This window comes from uncultured Fibrella sp. (assembly GCF_964250085.1).
Lineage (GTDB): Bacteria > Bacteroidota > Bacteroidia > Cytophagales > Spirosomataceae > Fibrella.
In genome coordinates this window covers 631,501-647,099 of sequence record NZ_CAXUEC010000003.1, presented here as the reverse complement: position 1 = coordinate 647,099, position 15,599 = coordinate 631,501, and the positions used below count along the sequence as shown (strand labels likewise).

The window sequence follows — 15,599 nt, the reverse complement described above, 5'->3', positions numbered from 1 at the left end:
CAAACCTCAAACGAACCAGGTACCTTCCGACACAAGCTGGGTACGTCCGCCTACGTTGATTTCGTAGTTTTCGGCCTCAGCACGACCGGTCAAATAAATATACGATTTTCGGTTAATCTGGAACCCCTGCTCGACGGTTAGATCGACGGGGCCGCCCAGATGCCTGAGCAGGTAGGCCAGGAAACAACCGTTGGCGCTACCCGTTGCGGCGTCTTCCGACAGGCGTCCGTTCTCCAGCAGGCGCATCCGGGTGTTATAACTACTGGCCGATTCGTAGGTCTCGCTGGTGAAAAAGAACAGCGATGTTGAGTGACCAGAAAGGCTGTTTGTCCGGTACTTTTTTCGGGTCAACAAAAAATCACGAAACGAATCATATTGAAGAAACAGCGAATTCATGGACGCCAAGTTTTTCAGGGGAATAATAATGTACGGAAGTCCGGTACTTATTTCCTGAACGGGCAATGACGTGTCTAACTGGTCGAACGGAATGCCCAGCTCCTCAGATACGGCTTCGTGCGTAAAAAATTCCCGGAATTCGGGCTGTACCTGCCGCATGAAGAAGACACTCTCGAGCGGAATGTCTGGCTGTAGAATGGTAATAGCGATGTTGCCATGTGCCAGTTCAAGCACCAGTTTTCCAGGTACGTTGCTGATTCCGAGTTCGGGCAACAGGCAGTTGGCAATCACATAACTGGTACCAATAGAAGGGTGCCCCGCAAAGGGCACCTCATGCTCAGGCGTGAAAATCCTGACGCCAAACTGTTGATTATTTCTATTGGATTTTATGAACGTCGTCTCCGCAAAGTTGATCTCGGTAGCCATGCGTTGCATCTGCTCGTCAGATAGCGCATCATCGAGATCAATAAAGACAGCTAACTGGTTGCCCTCGTACTTGTTAGACGCAAAAACGTCGACAATGTAGAAGCGGATTCGTTTCATAACCAGGCTGAAAAACAAACGGTTTGCTGACGTTTTATTATCGCCGCTAAACCATGCTGTAACCCATTGCTTTAAACAGGTTCAGCTTGATGGAACTGAGTTTCTTATCGTTGGGATTCAGGGCACTCATGACATCAAGTAGCCGCTCGATGCTCAATTGATTCAGGTAATTATAACCCATTTTGCCGGGCTTCTTGTCTTTCGGTAGCAGCTTGGTAATCTCAGATGGAACGCTCAGATTAACCGGGTTTTCCAGAAAGTGAACATGCTTGACAAGCGATTTTATATTCGTCTCAAATTCGTCGGGCATTGACTCGATAGGTGAGGGTACCCGTTCTCTTTTGAACGTTGGAAACGCATAAAAACCAACGATGTACGTATTTCCGTCATGCCAGTCTTTCGCTTTCAGAATAACAATTTTTACGGTTTTTGATTTTTCCGGGTCCGGTGTTTTGGCAAACAGGTGCGGTAAAAATCCACGGTAATAGCCGTTTTCGTCAGCCGGAAATAGAGTGTGGCCGAAATTTAAACTGGCGTTGGTAATATCATTTTCTTTGACAAAAGTGAAATTAGCTTTTTCTAAATCTTCAGGAGTTGAAGGCCCCTGCCAATTGTTAGAGTTCCAATCTATAGCTGCCAGTATACCGTAAGACGTCTCTTTAGTCATAATAAGTTCTTTTAAAAACTACACATATCAGTCACTTTGAGTTCAACGCGATAGTTCAGTTAACCTTGAATTTCCGATTAAGCGGGGGCGAAGCAGGCCTGATTCACGAACCGGTACTGCCAGCGTACAAACACGATCAGACCAGCCTTGGTGAGGGGCTGGTCTGATCATAAAGCAATAAACCGGGTCTTACTTCCTCGTCACACGGATAGAAATCCGGCGATTTTGGGCACGTCCTGCTTCGGTATCGTTCGAGGCAACCGGGTGTTCCTGACCGTAGCCTTCTGCTTCCAGACGGTCACCGGCAATGCCCAGCCCTTCCAACTCTTTCTTCACCGACTGTGCCCGGTCGCCGGAGAGTTTCAGATTGTCGTTGGCCTTACCGGTATTGTCGGTGTAGCCGCCCAGTTTGATGGTCACGTTCGGGTACGCCTTCAGAATCTCGGCCACGTTTTTCAACTGCTCCTGCGACTCCGGTTTCAGGGTGGCCTTGCCCGTTTCAAACGTCAGTCTGTCGAAATCAAACCAGGTCGTTTTGTCAACCGGCTTGTCTGACTTGATAAACGAAACCAGATTGGCTTCAACACCAGTTGCGTTCACGCCGGTCAGCGATACATCGCCTAAATTGATGTCGATCGGGGTAAAGACGGCATTAGGGGTGCTTACCTGCTTGTTATCGGCAGCCGTAGATTTTTCCAGGTTGACGCTTTCCAAGCCACCGGCGGCTTCGATTCCTTCGCGCTTTGAATTGAGCTGATCCGTCGATTTGATGGCGATGTAGGGTGCAATGACCAGCGACACAATCGACATCAGCTTGATCAGGATGTTCATGGATGGGCCAGATGTATCTTTGAACGGATCACCCACTGTGTCGCCCGTTACCGATGCTTTGTGTGGCTCCGATTTTTTGTAGTACATCTCACCATTGATCAGGACGCCTTTTTCAAACGATTTCTTGGCGTTATCCCAGGCACCACCGGCGTTGTTCATGAAAATACCCATCAGCACGCCCGATACGGTTACGCCGGCCAGCAAACCGCCCAGCACTTCTGGGCCGAAGATGAAGCCGACAATGATGGGTACCGACAGCGCAATGGCGCCCGGCAGGATCATTTCGCGGATAGACGCCTGCGTTGAGATGGCTACGCATTTTTCGTACTCGGGTTTGCCCGTGCCTTCCATAATGCCCGGAATCTCGCGGAACTGGCGACGTACTTCCTCCACCATCGCCATAGCGGCCCGGCCTACAGCCGCGATTGCCAGCGAGGAAAAAATGTACGGAATCATGGCGCCGACAAACAGGCCTGATAACACATTGGCTTTGTAAATATCAATGGCTGAAATGCCCGATATACCCACAAACGCCGCAAACAAAGCAAGGGCTGTCAGGGCTGCCGAGGCAATGGCGAAGCCTTTTCCACTGGCCGCCGTTGTGTTACCCACCGCATCCAGAATATCCGTGCGGCCACGAACTTCTTCGGGCAGGTAGCTCATCTCGGCAATACCACCGGCATTATCGGCAATGGGACCAAAGGCATCAATGGCCAGTTGCATGGCCGTAGTAGCCATCATACCTGCTGCCGAAATGGCCACACCGTACAAACCGGCAAATTCATACGAGGTGTAGATACCCGCCGCCAGCACCAGAATGGGCAGCACCGTTGATTCCATACCTACAGCTAGCCCACCAATGATGTTGGTAGCCGCCCCCGTTGCCGACTGCCGGATAATGGACATAACCGGCCGACGACCCATTGCGGTGTAGTATTCGGTGATGATCGACATCAGGGCACCCACGATGAGGCCCGTCAGGATGGCGAAGAAGACATCGAGGCGAGTGAATTCAACGCCCCGAATTTTCATGATGCCTTCCGGCAATACGGCGTTCACCAGGAAGTAGGAAGCAACAACGGTCAGGATAATCGATCCCCAGTTGCCCAGGTTCAGTGCGCCCTGCACGTTTCCGTTATCATCTTTAACCCGAACCAGATAACAGGCCAGAATAGAAAAGATCAGGCCCATGCCCGCAATGAGTACGGGGAGCACGATGGGCGCGTGACCAACAATGTTACTGGCTTCAGGAATAATAATTTCACGCCCCAGCACCATCGTAGCCAGAATGGTAGCCACATACGAACCGAATAAGTCGGCACCCATACCGGCCACGTCACCTACGTTATCGCCCACATTGTCGGCGATGGTCGCCGGGTTACGCGGGTCATCTTCGGGAATACCGGCTTCCACTTTACCCACCAGGTCAGCGCCAACGTCGGCCGCTTTGGTGTAGATGCCACCACCCACCCGGGCAAACAAGGCAATGGATTCGGCTCCCAGCGAGAAACCGGCCAGCACTTCCAGCGCACGCTCCATCGGCACGCCGTTGACATCGCCGAAGGTGCCGCCGGTGTTGGCAACGAAATAATTATACAACAGGATAAAGAGTACGCTCAGACCCAGTACGGCCAGACCGGCTACCCCAATACCCATCACCGAGCCGCCCGTGAACGACACGTCAAGGGCGCGTGTGAGGCTGGTACGGGCGGCGTGCGCGGTGCGTACGTTGGCTTTGGTGGCTACTTTCATGCCGATGTAGCCGGCAAAAGCGGAGGTAAATGCGCCAATGGCAAAGGCCACGCCAATGAACCAGTGCGAATTTTCGACCTGCGACCCCGCGAAGGCCAGCACAGCCGCCACCACAGTGCCAAAAATGATCAGCACCCGCCATTCGGCTCTCAGAAAGGCAATGGCGCCGTCGGCAATGTAACCGGCAATTTCCTGCATTCGGGCGTCACCGGCTTCCTGCCGGTTCACCCAACTAAACTTGGCGATCATCACCACAAGGCCTACTAAACCTAACAGCGGTACGATGTAAAGACTATTATTCATGCTTTAACTAAGAAAAGGTTGTTTGACAGGTCGCAAAGATAGAATTTGCCGTAGCATTAACATGCCCAAAAGGGTTCATTCTTGACTTTTTACAGGTTTATTTAGTTTATTTTTGATACAAAACGGCCTGTTTTAGCGCCAAAATCGTCTATTTTCTCTATTAAATCTAGCGTAGCGGCCTGATTCTCACCTATGAAACTACGGCTAATGTGCATCCTGTTGCTGCTGTCGGGGTGGGCCGCAGCACAACCCGACCGTCAGTATGAACGACGGACGATACGTGTACAGCCTGATCGAATACTTCGAGTTGACTATGATCAGCCGTATTCCAGCGCGGTGGTACATGTGAACGAAGGGCAATCGCTGCGTGCAACGTACCTGGTTGCCGATGGCGACACGCTACCCCTGCAACCCGACCCGCATGCCCCGGACGGGCAGCCTATGTCGGCACTTTGTGTGTTCAGGCATCCGGTCACCGAACTGTTGCTGCTAACGGGAAAACTGGTCGGTGAGGTTACCCTGCTCGCGCTCTACGCACCCCCATTGCCTGCCGGGTACGTTCAGCAGCAAATGCAATCGGCAGCACGCCTGAAAGCCGACTGCGGCAAGCCACTGGTGGTGCCCGCGTCGGTCTGGCGAAAAGGGCTCACTCCACCGAAGGAACTGCCCGTTCAGACGAAGGTGCAATTTGTGATCGTGCACCATTCGGTTACCAGCAACACAGCGACCGATTTTGCCGAAGAAGTGCGGAATATATACCTGCTCCATACCCTGTCTAATGGCTGGAACGATATCGGTTACAACTTCCTGATTGGCCGCGATAACGTCGTGTATGAAGGCCGCGACGGGCAAGGCATCATGGACGGCGACAATGTGCTGGGTGCCCATTTTTGCTCGCAGAACTCGGGGACAATGGGCATTTGTATGCTGGGTAATTTCAACGAAGCACAACCCAGTACGGCAGCCATCGCCTCGCTCGACCAGTTGATTGGCTGGAAATTGAAAAAGGAAGGTCTGCAACCCATCGGAATAGCCTTTCATCCGGGTTCGGCCAAGCAACTGAACCTGATTTCGGGCCACCGCGATGGGGTATGTGCCACCGAATGTCCCGGCAACAACCTGTACGCAGTGCTGCCAGCCATCAGGCAGGATGTGAGCAAAAGCTGTTGGTTTGACCCAACGCCACTGGCTACCGAACCAGCCGTGGCCGACTGGACGGTATATCCGAACCCCTCGCGCGGTAGTTTTTTCGTACTACACAAAGCGGCTATTCCCACTCAGGTACGTTTCGAGCTGGTGGACGTGCTGGGACGTACCTGGCCGGTCTGGGCGGCGCAAACGGCAGAAGATCGCTGGCGAATTACCACCGATGACGCACCAACCGGCTTACTATGGCTGCGTTGTTCCGACGGAACGGCCACTACAGTCAGGCAGATATGGCGTAGTCGGGAGTAAAAAAACGGCTTATCCAATCCAGAATAGTCGGCAGTGAACGCCATTATTGTCAATTGGGTTGACGCTATATCGAACAAACTGCTTTATTTGTTCTGAAACCCCATTGACATTCATCCTGTGAGATCTATCCGCTTGCTTTTTCTGACCGTACTGATCGGTTGGCTTTCTGTTGACACCCACGCGCAGGTTCCATTTGGTAAGCCCCGAACGGCAACCCCCGGCGATATTCAACTTGGCATTCGTCGCCTGAATGTGCTGGGAAGCGTCCTCTATATTGCCGCCCACCCCGACGATGAAAATACCCTCTTCCTGACGTACCTGCACAACGAACGAAACCTGCGCACCGCTTACCTGTCGCTTACCCGTGGCGATGGTGGACAGAACCTGATCGGTGCCGAACAGGGCGAATACGTGGGGGTGATACGTACCCAGGAATTGCTGGCCGCCCGCCGCATCGACGGTCCTGAACAGCTATTCAGCCGCGCCTATGATTTTGGCTTTTCAAAGTCGACCGACGAAGCCGTTAAAATCTGGGGACGCGATCAGGTGTTGAGCGACATCGTTTACCTGATCCGAAAATTCCAGCCCGACGTGATCGTGACCCGTTTCCCACCCGATAGCCGGGCGGGCCACGGCCACCACTCGGCCTCCGGTTACCTGGCCGAAGAGGCATTTAAACTGTCGAACGACCCGAAGGCGTACCCAGAGCAATTGAAACTGGTGAAACCCTGGCAGGCCCGGCGGTTATTCTGGAATGCGTTTATTCCGGGGCAGTTCATGAGCAACAACCGGCCGAGCGAAACGGGTACGGTCATTGGCGTGGAGACGGGGCTGTATAACCCATTGCTGGGTAAGTCGTACGGCGAAATTGCCGCCGAAAGCCGGAGTCAGCATAAGAGTCAGGGATTTGGTGTGGCGGCCAACCGGGGTGCCAAAATTGATTACCTGCTGCTGAAAGAAGGCGACAAACCACAGGCCGATCTGGTTGAAGGCATCGACATGAGCTGGAACCGGGTGCCAAACAGTGAGCGAATTCAGGAGCAGGTCTACAAGTTAAGCAGCCAGTTCAATCCGGCCCAGCCTGCCGCCAGCGTACCTGCGCTGGTTGCGCTGCACCGCGAGATCAGCCAACTGGATACGACTCAGGTGTATGTACGCACGAAACGGGTCGAAATCGAAACGCTGATTCAGCAATGCCTGGGCCTTGTCTTCGAAGCCCTGCCGGCCGACTTTGCCGCCACGCCGGGTGGCCAGATGGAGGTTCGTCTGAACGCCATTAACCGCCTGAACGCGCCCGTGAAGCTGGTGCGGGTTCGGCTGCCCCAGGCAGGCCGTGACACGACAATGAACGTGGTGATGAAAGCAAACGAACAAATCTCGTTCACGCTGCCCGCTACCCTGCCCGCCACCCTGAAATACACGCAGCCCTACTGGCTGGAAAAACCGCAACAAAAAGGCTTGTTCACGGTGACCGACCAGCGGATGATCGGGTTGCCGGAAAATCCACCCCAGCTAACGGCCGATTTTGTTGTTGAAATAGACGGCTCAACGTTTACGTACACCCGCCCCTGGCTCTATAAATACACCGATCCGGTAGAAGGCGAACTGTTCCGCTCCTTCGAAATCCGCCCGGATGTGACCGTCAACCTGACCGAGCGGGTCTATGCCTTCGCCGATAACACCGCCAAGACAGTTGATGTGGTGGTAAAAGCGAACCGGGCCAGTGTGAAAGGATCGGTCAGCCTGGAAGTGCCGCAGGGGTGGCGGGTGAGCCCCTCGTCGGAGCCATTCACGCTGAACGAAAAGCTTCAGGAACAGCGCGTTACGTTTACGTTAACGCCACAAAACAGTAATGCTGCAAGTGGTAAACTGAAGGCTGTGGCAACGGTCGGCGGTGGGCGGTTCACAACGGGGATCCGTACGGTTAGTTACCCGCACATTCCGCCGCAGACGCTGTTCCCCTCGGCCGAAGCAACGGTTGAACGGTTGAACGTGACGGTGAAGGCGAAGCAGGTCGGTTATATTGCCGGGGCGGGCGACGAAGTACCCGCAGCGCTGCGCCAGATGGGCTGCACGGTTACGCTGCTCGATGAAGTAGAATTAGGCAAAGACTTATCCCGGTTCGACGCCATTGTGGTGGGTATCCGTGCCTACAATACCGAAGACCGTCTGAAATATTCGCAGGAAAAACTGCTGGATTACGTCAAGAAAGGGGGCACGATGGTGGTGCAATATGTAACGCCCGGCAACGCGATTTTGCAATCGGGACTGAAAGTGAGTCAGATTGGTCCGTTCCCGTTTGCGGTAAGCCGTGATCGGGTGGCCGAAGAAGATGCGGTCGTTACCGTGTTGAATCCCAGTCAGTTTCTGCTGAATAAGCCCAACAAGATCACCGACGAAGATTTCAAAGGCTGGGTGCAGGAGCGCGGCATCTACTTCGCCCAGGACTATGGGCAGGCCTACGAGTCGCTCTTCTCGATGAACGATACTGGTGAAGCGCCTAAACTGGGAAGCCTGATCTATACGGCCTATGGAAAAGGTCATTTTATTTACACCGGTCTGGCGTTTTTCCGTCAGTTGCCAAACGGTGTTCCCGGTGCTTACCGTCTCTTCGCCAACCTGATCTCGGCAGGATCGAAGTAAAGCAGCCAAAAGAGTCCACAAAAAAGGCTGGGTACGTTGCTCTATTGAAAAGCAACGTACCCAGCCTTTTTTGTAAGAAAGTCGTACTATCTGACAGATCGAATCGCCTTACAATTGAAAGTCATGCGTCTCCTGTTCAAAAAACAGCTCATTCAGGAAGTCGCAGTAGGGTTTTACCAATCGGCAGCCGCGCAGGACTTCATCGGCGAAGTTGACCTTTAAGACTTCCTTATCAGTGTAGCGGTGCATGAAGAATAGTTGCTTCCGCTTTAACAACGCAATGTCTGGATGGTCGGCTGAATAGCCTTTGGGCGCTGTTTTGGTGCTTTCACCGGATATTTCCGGAAAGTAGGTTCTGAACTCGTCGGCTTCGATGATGGCCTTTAGTGCGTCGGCATTGTAATCGATCTCCTGCCGAAAGGTGGCCAGTTGGGCGGGTGTTGCCTGCCACATGCCCGCTCCTAAAAACGACTCGTTGCCCGGCTGAATGTGCAGGTAGTAATCAATTCGGCCTGAATGACGACCACCGGGGCCGAGCGCTACCGCAAAATTTGACTTGTAGGGTGCCTTGTCTTTCGAAAAACGGATGTCGCGATTGATTCGGAAAATGCAGTCTTTCGGGTTGGTGTTTGGTAACGGATGAAACGCCGAGGCTCCGTCGATCAGGCGGGCGGTAAACGCTTCCAGTTCGGTTTTTGCAGCGTCGTAACGGGGCCGATTGGCGTGGAACCAGTCGCGGTAATTATTCTCAACCAGGTCGGTGAGGAAGGTGAGCGTTGGTGCTGTCAGGGCAGCAGTGCGGGTATTGGATTGACTTGCCATTGTCTACCAAATATACTGCATTATGAAATGACCTTGCCCGTTCGAATACCACCTTATTGGCTTGGTATTTCGGTTAATCTGTAAACGCCATTCTGGTAAAGGCCGTAACCTCATGATAACCATTCGGGCGGCGTTGTAGCGTTCACCGATTTGATCGATATGGTAAACACTCTACTGATCTACTTGGTTAATGGAGTGTATTTATCAACTAACGTTATGGCAACGAAAAACGAAAAAGCGCTGGAGCAGGTCGAAAAAGAAATTAAGGAAGTGCCAGCGGGCGACAAGGCCGATAATGGCCCAACCCACGGCAGCAACCAGCCCGGCCGAAATGCAAATACCCACAAAAGTAGTAAGAGTGGTAAAGGTAGCCACTCTGCCGGTGGGTCAACCGGTGGCAGCAAGGGCGGACACGGCAACTCGTAAGCGTCCGCCATACCAGAAACAGAAAGCAACGTACCTGAGCCGCTCGTTCTGCAGCTAGGAACCAGGTGGCTCTGGTACGTTGCTTTTACATCGGTGATACAGAAAAAATCCCGGCCTGTGTGGTTCAGGTCGGGACGATCAGGTACGTTATGCGTTGGCTATTCGTAGGCGATCCGGCTTAGGATACTACGGCCAAGCGTTACTTCATCCGCATATTCGAGGTCGCCGCCGATGGGTATACCCCGCGCAATGGTCGAGATTTTAAGCTGGAACGGACGTAGCTTTTTTTGCAGGTAAAAGGCCGTTGTGTCACCTTCCATTGTGGGGCTAAGGGCCAGAATAATCTCTTTCACGGGTTCATCATCTTCGCTTTGCTGCGTCAGGCGCTGAATCAGTGAGTCGATGTGCAGATCGCTGGGGCCGATGCCTTCAACGGGCGAGATAATGCCTCCCAGCACATGATACAGGCCTTTGTACTGCGCCGTATTTTCAACGGCCAGTACGTCGCGCGTGTCTTCGACTACGCAGATGATCGACCCGTCGCGGCGGGGGTTGGCGCAGATGCTGCACAGCGTATCGTCGGACAGGTTATGGCATTTTTTGCAATACTGCACTTTCATGCGCATCTCCGTCAGTGAGTTGGCCAGCGTCTGCGTTTGTTCTTCATCGCGTTTCAGGAGGTGAAGCACCAGTCGCAGGGCCGTTTTTTTGCCAATGCCCGGCAACTTGGATACCTCCGTTACGGCGTCTTCAATAAGCTTCGAGGGAAACTCCAAAGGATTTTTGATTTGGGATTGCGGATATCGGATTGTGACGTTCGAAAGCGAAACTGCCTGACACAATAGCAGCGTAGCAAATCCGACATCCACAATCCCAAATCCGAAATCAGTTAAGGACTTCCGCCGAGATACCGCGTCGGCAGATCTCATTGCGGAGGGGGGCCAATTCCTCGAATCCGCCATTCTTGACGGTACACTTGCCCTTGTAATGAATCAGCAGTGTACACTGTTCGGCCTGCTCGGGTGAGTGCTCACAAACTTCGATCAGCGTGTCGATGACGTACTCGAAGGTATTGACTTCGTCGTTGAAGACAACCAGGTTATAGACCTCAGTTTCGACAACTTCGTCCATGACAGTTACCTCAGGTTCAAAAAACGGCATCATAACAACAGAGATTGGTAGTTGATTCTTTGGCAAATTTACGGAAATTTGGCCGGTTATTACCCGTTAAAATAACCCCGCCAGCCTACTAAAAGTTGCCCGTTCGGATGAATTCGACCATCGCTCTCGTCATTCTGATTGCCTATTTTGCCATGCTTATCACGGTATCCTACTTCACCTCGCGTGGGGCCGATACCAACACATTCTTCACCGCCAACCGGCAGTCGCCCTGGTACCTGGTCGCCTTCGCCATGATCGGTACGTCGCTGTCGGGCGTTACATTCATATCGGTTCCTGGGGCCGTAGGGGGCGTTTTTAAGGGGTTCGACGGCTACAAAGGGTTCTTCTACTTCCAGGTAGTACTGGGGTACATGATCGGCTACTACGTCATTGCTACCGTGCTGATGCCGATGTACTACCGACTGAACCTGATCTCGATTTATGGCTACCTCCAGCAGCGCTTCGGCTTCTGGTCGTACAAGACCGGAGCGGGCTTTTTCCTGTTGGCCCGTACGGTAGGTTCTGCCGTTCGGCTGTACGTTGCCGCCGGGGTTTTGCAGCTTGCCATCTTCAATGATCTGGGTATTCCGTTTGCCGGATCGGTCGCCATCACTATTTTACTGATCTGGCTGTATACGTTCAAAGGGGGAGTGAAAACGATCATCATCACCGACACGCTCCAGACCACGTTTCTGGTCACCGCCGTTATGCTGACCATCGTGTTGATCTCCAGAGACCTCAACATGAGCTTTAGCCAGGTAACCACGGCCATTAAAACCAGCCCGTATTCGCAGATATTCTACTTCGAGAATATCAACGACCCGCGTCACTTCCTGAAACAGTTTATCTCCGGCATTTTCATCGCCATCGTGATGACCGGCCTAGATCAGGACCTGATGCAGAAAAACCTGACCTGCAAGAATATCGGCGAGGCGCAAAAAAACATGTTCTGGTTCACGATCACGCTCACATTGGTCAACTTCATGTTTCTGTGCCTGGGTGCCCTGCTTTATATCTACGCCACGACGAAGGGGATTGCGCTGCCCGCAAAGACCGACGAACTATATCCGCTGCTGGCCCTGAACCACTTTGGCCCCGTGGTGGGAATAACCTTCCTGCTGGGCATCACCGCCGCCACCTACGCCTCGTCCGACTCCGCGCTGACGGCCCTGACTACCTCGTTCTGTATCGACTTTATGAACGTGGAGACGAAGCCTGAGGTAGAGCGGGCCCGCATTAAACACTGGGTACATATCGGCTTTTCTGTCCTGTTTTGGATCGTGATCGTAATCTTCAACCGGCTAAGTAGCGGCGATGTCATTACGGCGGTATTCGATCTGGCAGGGTATACGTATGGTCCGTTGCTTGGTCTTTACTCGTTTGGGCTGTTCAACAACCGGCCGGTGCGCGACCGGTTTGTGCCGATTATCTGTGTGCTGTCGCCCTTGCTGACCTACTATGTCAATGCCCATTCGGCTGAGTGGTTCAATGGTTATACATTCAGCTTCGAGCGGCTGCTGCTCAACGGGCTGCTAACCTATATCGGGCTCTGGGCGTTATCGATCAATGTGCCTGCTGTTCAGCAAGAGGCCAGCGTGGCGGTACAGTAGGAAAGCTAACTTTTTTGGGCTGATGGCGTTATGCTAGTACACGCCAGGTGACGTGTACTCCATTCTCTATCATGCTACGCTTCTTTACGTTACTGCTGATCCTGACCGGGCTCGGCTTACAGTCTGTATCCGCACAGGAACGGACGCGCCGCCGACCGCGCAAACCCGTCAATCCATACCGGAGAACCTACCAGAAAGGGGAGTTTGTTGCGCCCGTCGATTCAACGTCGCCCCGAATTCCTTTTGTCCATTTTCCAGGTGCGGTTGCTAAGGGGACCAACCGGGCCACGCTCGGCGTGACGTTCACCACGTCGCCGCGGGATATTACCGAAGAGGTTCAGATTAGTATACCGGCGGGCGATCTCCGGGTGTTGCGCGGCCTGACCAAGGATCTGGCGCTGACGGGGCAGTTTACCTTTCAATTTCTACAAAACTACGGCGCAGTAGGTTTGCGCTATAGCCGCCCGATAAAAGGGCGCTTTTATGCCTCGGTAGGGGCCGACGCCGGGGCCTGGTTTGGGTCGTTGCAACTGGCCCAATTCAACAACCGGGGCTTTGGCATTCAGGGAACGCCCAATCTGGCCATTGGCTTCCGGTCATCGCGCGATTTGCTGGTAACGCTGCGGGGTGAGGTAGACCTGGGGCTTTATTACCGGTCGCGGGTTGGCCAGACGGTCAGTGAGCGCGGTGAGGTGCTGCTGAACGGCTACGGGGCCACGGTAACCCTGGAGCAGGCGTTTTTTGGGCGTCGTCACGTTGCCCTCGGTTTCCGGGCCTTATATACCAACTTTAACTGGCAGTTCTGGTCGCTGTACGACACCTTCGACCGGAATATTTTTTACCCGGAAGCGTTTATTGGCTTCTTCTTATGAAGCCCTACTCAACATCGATTTTATGAAACTGCCCTCTTTTCGCTTTATCATCTACAGCCTGCTCATCGCCTGGACAGTGTATCTGGCCAGTTGCCGACCGGGACTTAATGACACCGTTCTGATTCCCAAAGTATTGAATGGCGAGTTGAGTACCGAAGGAGCCAAACTACTCTACAGCCAAACGCGGAAAGCCTGTGAAGGGGTGTATCAGGCATCGGATGGGTCGGCTATATTTGGTAATGAGATTGTAGCTAAGTGGAGCTATCTGGTAAAAGCGCCGGGCGACACTACCCATTACATGTCGCTTTTCTGCGAACCACAGGCCGCTTTTTTTGTGCTTGAAGGTCGGCAGGTTGGTGATTCCCTTGTGTTTGAAGGGTTCTGGCGTCGACTGGTGAATGCTGAAACGGGTACTGCCCGCTTTGTAGTATTAAAAGCCAGTGGAGCCAGTGCGCTCCTGGCCCCGGACTGCTGCACTGCCTTTAAGAAAGGCGATGTTATTTTCAAGGGCGTATACGGCACCGGCGATGGCGCACGAAACCAGCCACTGACACTCTCGTACAACCGACCGCTCAACAAAAAACCTTTCCAGATACTGGCGCACCGGGGTGGGGGACGTACCTCCGACCTGTTGCCGGCTTCGGAAAACAGCGTTGAGATTATCCGGCTGGCCGAACGGTTGGGCGCAACAGGGGTGGAGATCGACATTCGGCAGACTAAAGACGGGACGCCCATCATTTACCACGATAACCAGTTGAACCTGCGCCTGACCCAGAAGACGGGCCTGATCGGTGCCGTTGAAAACTACACCTACGATCAATTGAGTGCCTTCGTCCGGCTACGAAACGGCGAAAAAATTCCCATGCTGACCCAGGTGCTCGATGCTGTGCTGAACGATACGGCCCTGGAAACCGTCTGGCTCGACTCCAAGGATGTGCGCGACATGGAACTCATCCGGTCAATCCAGCAGACGTACCTGCAACGCGCCGCCCAGCAGGGCCGACGGCTCAATATTTACATTGGCCTTCCAGCCCAGGAACGGGTAGACCAGTTCGAACAACTGGCTGATCACCAGAATCTGCTCTCGATCTGCGAACTGGATACCAGTATAGCCCGCCGGATCAACGCGAAGGTGTGGGCACCCCGCTGGACGTTGGGCGAACAGATTCCGTCGACGCTGGCGATGCAGCAGCAGGGCCGAAAGGTGTTTGTCTGGACCCTCGACGTACCTGAATTCATTCAGCAGTTTATCGAGAACGACACCTTCGACGGTATTCTTTCCAACTACGCGCCCATTGTGGCCTACTACCATTATGTACAGCAATAGCATTTACCGACTCAGAAAGTGGGGGCTTGTTGGGTTGCTTTGGCTGGCTGTTGTCTCGCTGACGCTGGCTCAGCAACCCACGCAGCCGCCCAAACCGGGTACGAAAAAAGCGACCCGGGCAAAGCGGCCCCGTCGTCCGCAACCCGCCATCAGTCCGTACAAACCGGCGTATACGCGCAAGGGAACCCCCCGGAAAGTAAGTCCTGATCAACTGTTGGTGGTCAAACCGGATTCAGTCCATCCAAATCGGGGGCTTTTCCGGCTATTGGTGTATGCTGGCGCGGGGCTGTCGCTATACTCGGCACCAATACGAACGCCGGGTAGCCTTAGCGATGAGCGGAAGGTTCCTGTCGGGTTTCCCCTTTCCCTGCGGTTGATGTGGCAAACCGACCACCGGTTGCGGATCGGTGTTGAAACGGGCTATGTGGGCATGTACAAGTATTCCGGTACAGTCAATGACCAGCCGGCCAGTGTACGTGTATCAGCCATTCCTATTCTGGCCGTCTTCTCCATGTCGGTGGTAAAACGCTTTGCGCTCTACGCTGGAACGGGACCCTATCTGATCAATTCGCACCTCAATTATGATGGCGTAACCCGGGGAAGCACCTTCAGTATTGGCTGGATGGCGGCAGGTACGTACACCCAGCCCATCACCAAAAACCTGGGCATCGCCGCCGAACTTAAATGGTACGACGCCAGCCAGACCAATGACGCCTGTTTCATTGCGCAGGCAACGCTGGTATGGCGGGCATTGACCTGGTAAAAACATAATTAGTAGTGTCAGGTTTCAG

Annotated in this window: 13 protein-coding genes; 7 read left to right on the top strand and 6 right to left on the bottom strand. The window is 53.5% G+C overall.

What is annotated here, in order from left to right:
- Positions 1-6: 6 nt before the first annotated feature.
- The 3 genes from ACFE8Q_RS12165 to ACFE8Q_RS12155 form a co-directional block, all read right to left on the bottom strand.
- A complete protein-coding gene (locus ACFE8Q_RS12165; RefSeq protein ID WP_375445668.1) occupies positions 7-939 on the bottom strand; it encodes a PhzF family phenazine biosynthesis protein in 933 nt (310 codons plus the stop codon).
- Between the two features lie 46 nt (positions 940-985).
- A complete protein-coding gene (locus tag ACFE8Q_RS12160) occupies positions 986-1,606 on the bottom strand; it encodes a hypothetical protein (protein WP_375445667.1) in 621 nt (206 codons plus the stop codon).
- Positions 1,607-1,795: 189 nt separating this feature from the next.
- On the bottom strand, positions 1,796-4,492 hold the full coding sequence (locus ACFE8Q_RS12155; protein ID WP_375445666.1) for a sodium-translocating pyrophosphatase: 2,697 nt from the start codon (positions 4,490-4,492) through the stop codon (positions 1,796-1,798).
- A 192-nt stretch (positions 4,493-4,684) separates the two neighbouring features.
- Here ACFE8Q_RS12155 and ACFE8Q_RS12150 point away from each other — a divergent pair, with 192 nt between their 5' ends.
- Both ACFE8Q_RS12150 and ACFE8Q_RS12145 read left to right on the top strand, forming a co-directional pair.
- Positions 4,685-5,947 (top strand): N-acetylmuramoyl-L-alanine amidase, encoded by a 1,263-nt coding sequence (locus ACFE8Q_RS12150; protein WP_375445665.1) that lies wholly within the window; start codon positions 4,685-4,687, stop codon positions 5,945-5,947.
- A gap of 117 nt (positions 5,948-6,064) precedes the next feature.
- Entirely contained in the window at positions 6,065-8,590 is a 2,526-nt protein-coding gene (locus tag ACFE8Q_RS12145; RefSeq protein WP_375445664.1) for a PIG-L family deacetylase, read from the top strand.
- Between the two features lie 108 nt (positions 8,591-8,698).
- On the opposite strand, the gene ACFE8Q_RS12140 is transcribed toward ACFE8Q_RS12145, so the two are convergent.
- Positions 8,699-9,412, bottom strand: coding sequence for a DUF2461 domain-containing protein (locus tag ACFE8Q_RS12140; protein WP_375445663.1), 714 nt, complete (start codon positions 9,410-9,412; stop codon positions 8,699-8,701).
- A 216-nt stretch (positions 9,413-9,628) separates the two neighbouring features.
- Here ACFE8Q_RS12140 and ACFE8Q_RS12135 point away from each other — a divergent pair, with 216 nt between their 5' ends.
- Complete coding sequence (locus ACFE8Q_RS12135) at positions 9,629-9,838, top strand: hypothetical protein (protein WP_375445662.1); 210 nt, start codon at positions 9,629-9,631, stop codon at positions 9,836-9,838.
- A gap of 158 nt (positions 9,839-9,996) precedes the next feature.
- Here the strand turns inward: ACFE8Q_RS12135 and recR are convergent, their stop codons facing one another.
- Positions 9,997-10,614, bottom strand: coding sequence for a recombination mediator RecR (recR, locus tag ACFE8Q_RS12130; protein ID WP_375445661.1), 618 nt, complete (start codon positions 10,612-10,614; stop codon positions 9,997-9,999).
- A gap of 109 nt (positions 10,615-10,723) precedes the next feature.
- Positions 10,724-11,002: an ATP-dependent Clp protease adaptor ClpS gene (locus ACFE8Q_RS12125; RefSeq protein ID WP_375445660.1), complete on the bottom strand. Its 279-nt coding sequence runs from the start codon at positions 11,000-11,002 to the stop codon at positions 10,724-10,726.
- A gap of 104 nt (positions 11,003-11,106) precedes the next feature.
- On the opposite strand from ACFE8Q_RS12125, the gene ACFE8Q_RS12120 reads away from it, so the two are divergent.
- The 4 genes from ACFE8Q_RS12120 to ACFE8Q_RS12105 all read left to right on the top strand — a co-directional run bounded on the left by ACFE8Q_RS12120 (position 11,107) and on the right by ACFE8Q_RS12105 (position 15,571).
- Positions 11,107-12,609: a sodium:solute symporter gene (locus tag ACFE8Q_RS12120; RefSeq protein WP_375445659.1), complete on the top strand. Its 1,503-nt coding sequence runs from the start codon at positions 11,107-11,109 to the stop codon at positions 12,607-12,609.
- A gap of 71 nt (positions 12,610-12,680) precedes the next feature.
- Positions 12,681-13,481, top strand: a complete 801-nt coding sequence (locus ACFE8Q_RS12115; RefSeq protein WP_375445658.1) for a hypothetical protein — start codon at positions 12,681-12,683, stop codon at positions 13,479-13,481.
- 22 nt (positions 13,482-13,503) lie between these two features.
- On the top strand, positions 13,504-14,808 hold the full coding sequence (locus tag ACFE8Q_RS12110) for a glycerophosphodiester phosphodiesterase (protein WP_375445657.1): 1,305 nt from the start codon (positions 13,504-13,506) through the stop codon (positions 14,806-14,808).
- Entirely contained in the window at positions 14,795-15,571 is a 777-nt protein-coding gene (locus ACFE8Q_RS12105; RefSeq protein ID WP_375445656.1) for a hypothetical protein, read from the top strand. Before ACFE8Q_RS12110 ends, ACFE8Q_RS12105 begins: the two co-directional genes overlap by 14 nt.
- Positions 15,572-15,599 lie beyond the last annotated feature (28 nt).

What these genes read in the sequence shown, in the direction of transcription:
- ACFE8Q_RS12120 (WP_375445659.1), top strand. Translation starts at nt 11,107, where the DNA reads ATGAATTCGACCATCGCTCTCGTCATTCTGATTGCCTATTTTGCCATG.
- ACFE8Q_RS12125 (WP_375445660.1), bottom strand. Translation starts at nt 11,002, where the DNA reads ATGATGCCGTTTTTTGAACCTGAGGTAACTGTCATGGACGAAGTTGTC.
- ACFE8Q_RS12110 (WP_375445657.1), top strand. Translation starts at nt 13,504, where the DNA reads ATGAAACTGCCCTCTTTTCGCTTTATCATCTACAGCCTGCTCATCGCC.
- ACFE8Q_RS12135 (WP_375445662.1), top strand. Translation starts at nt 9,629, where the DNA reads ATGGCAACGAAAAACGAAAAAGCGCTGGAGCAGGTCGAAAAAGAAATT.
- ACFE8Q_RS12150 (WP_375445665.1), top strand. Translation starts at nt 4,685, where the DNA reads ATGAAACTACGGCTAATGTGCATCCTGTTGCTGCTGTCGGGGTGGGCC.
- ACFE8Q_RS12155 (WP_375445666.1), bottom strand. Translation starts at nt 4,492, where the DNA reads ATGAATAATAGTCTTTACATCGTACCGCTGTTAGGTTTAGTAGGCCTT.
- ACFE8Q_RS12140 (WP_375445663.1), bottom strand. Translation starts at nt 9,412, where the DNA reads ATGGCAAGTCAATCCAATACCCGCACTGCTGCCCTGACAGCACCAACG.
- ACFE8Q_RS12165 (WP_375445668.1), bottom strand. Translation starts at nt 939, where the DNA reads ATGAAACGAATCCGCTTCTACATTGTCGACGTTTTTGCGTCTAACAAG.
- ACFE8Q_RS12115 (WP_375445658.1), top strand. Translation starts at nt 12,681, where the DNA reads ATGCTACGCTTCTTTACGTTACTGCTGATCCTGACCGGGCTCGGCTTA.
- ACFE8Q_RS12160 (WP_375445667.1), bottom strand. Translation starts at nt 1,606, where the DNA reads ATGACTAAAGAGACGTCTTACGGTATACTGGCAGCTATAGATTGGAAC.
- ACFE8Q_RS12105 (WP_375445656.1), top strand. Translation starts at nt 14,795, where the DNA reads ATGTACAGCAATAGCATTTACCGACTCAGAAAGTGGGGGCTTGTTGGG.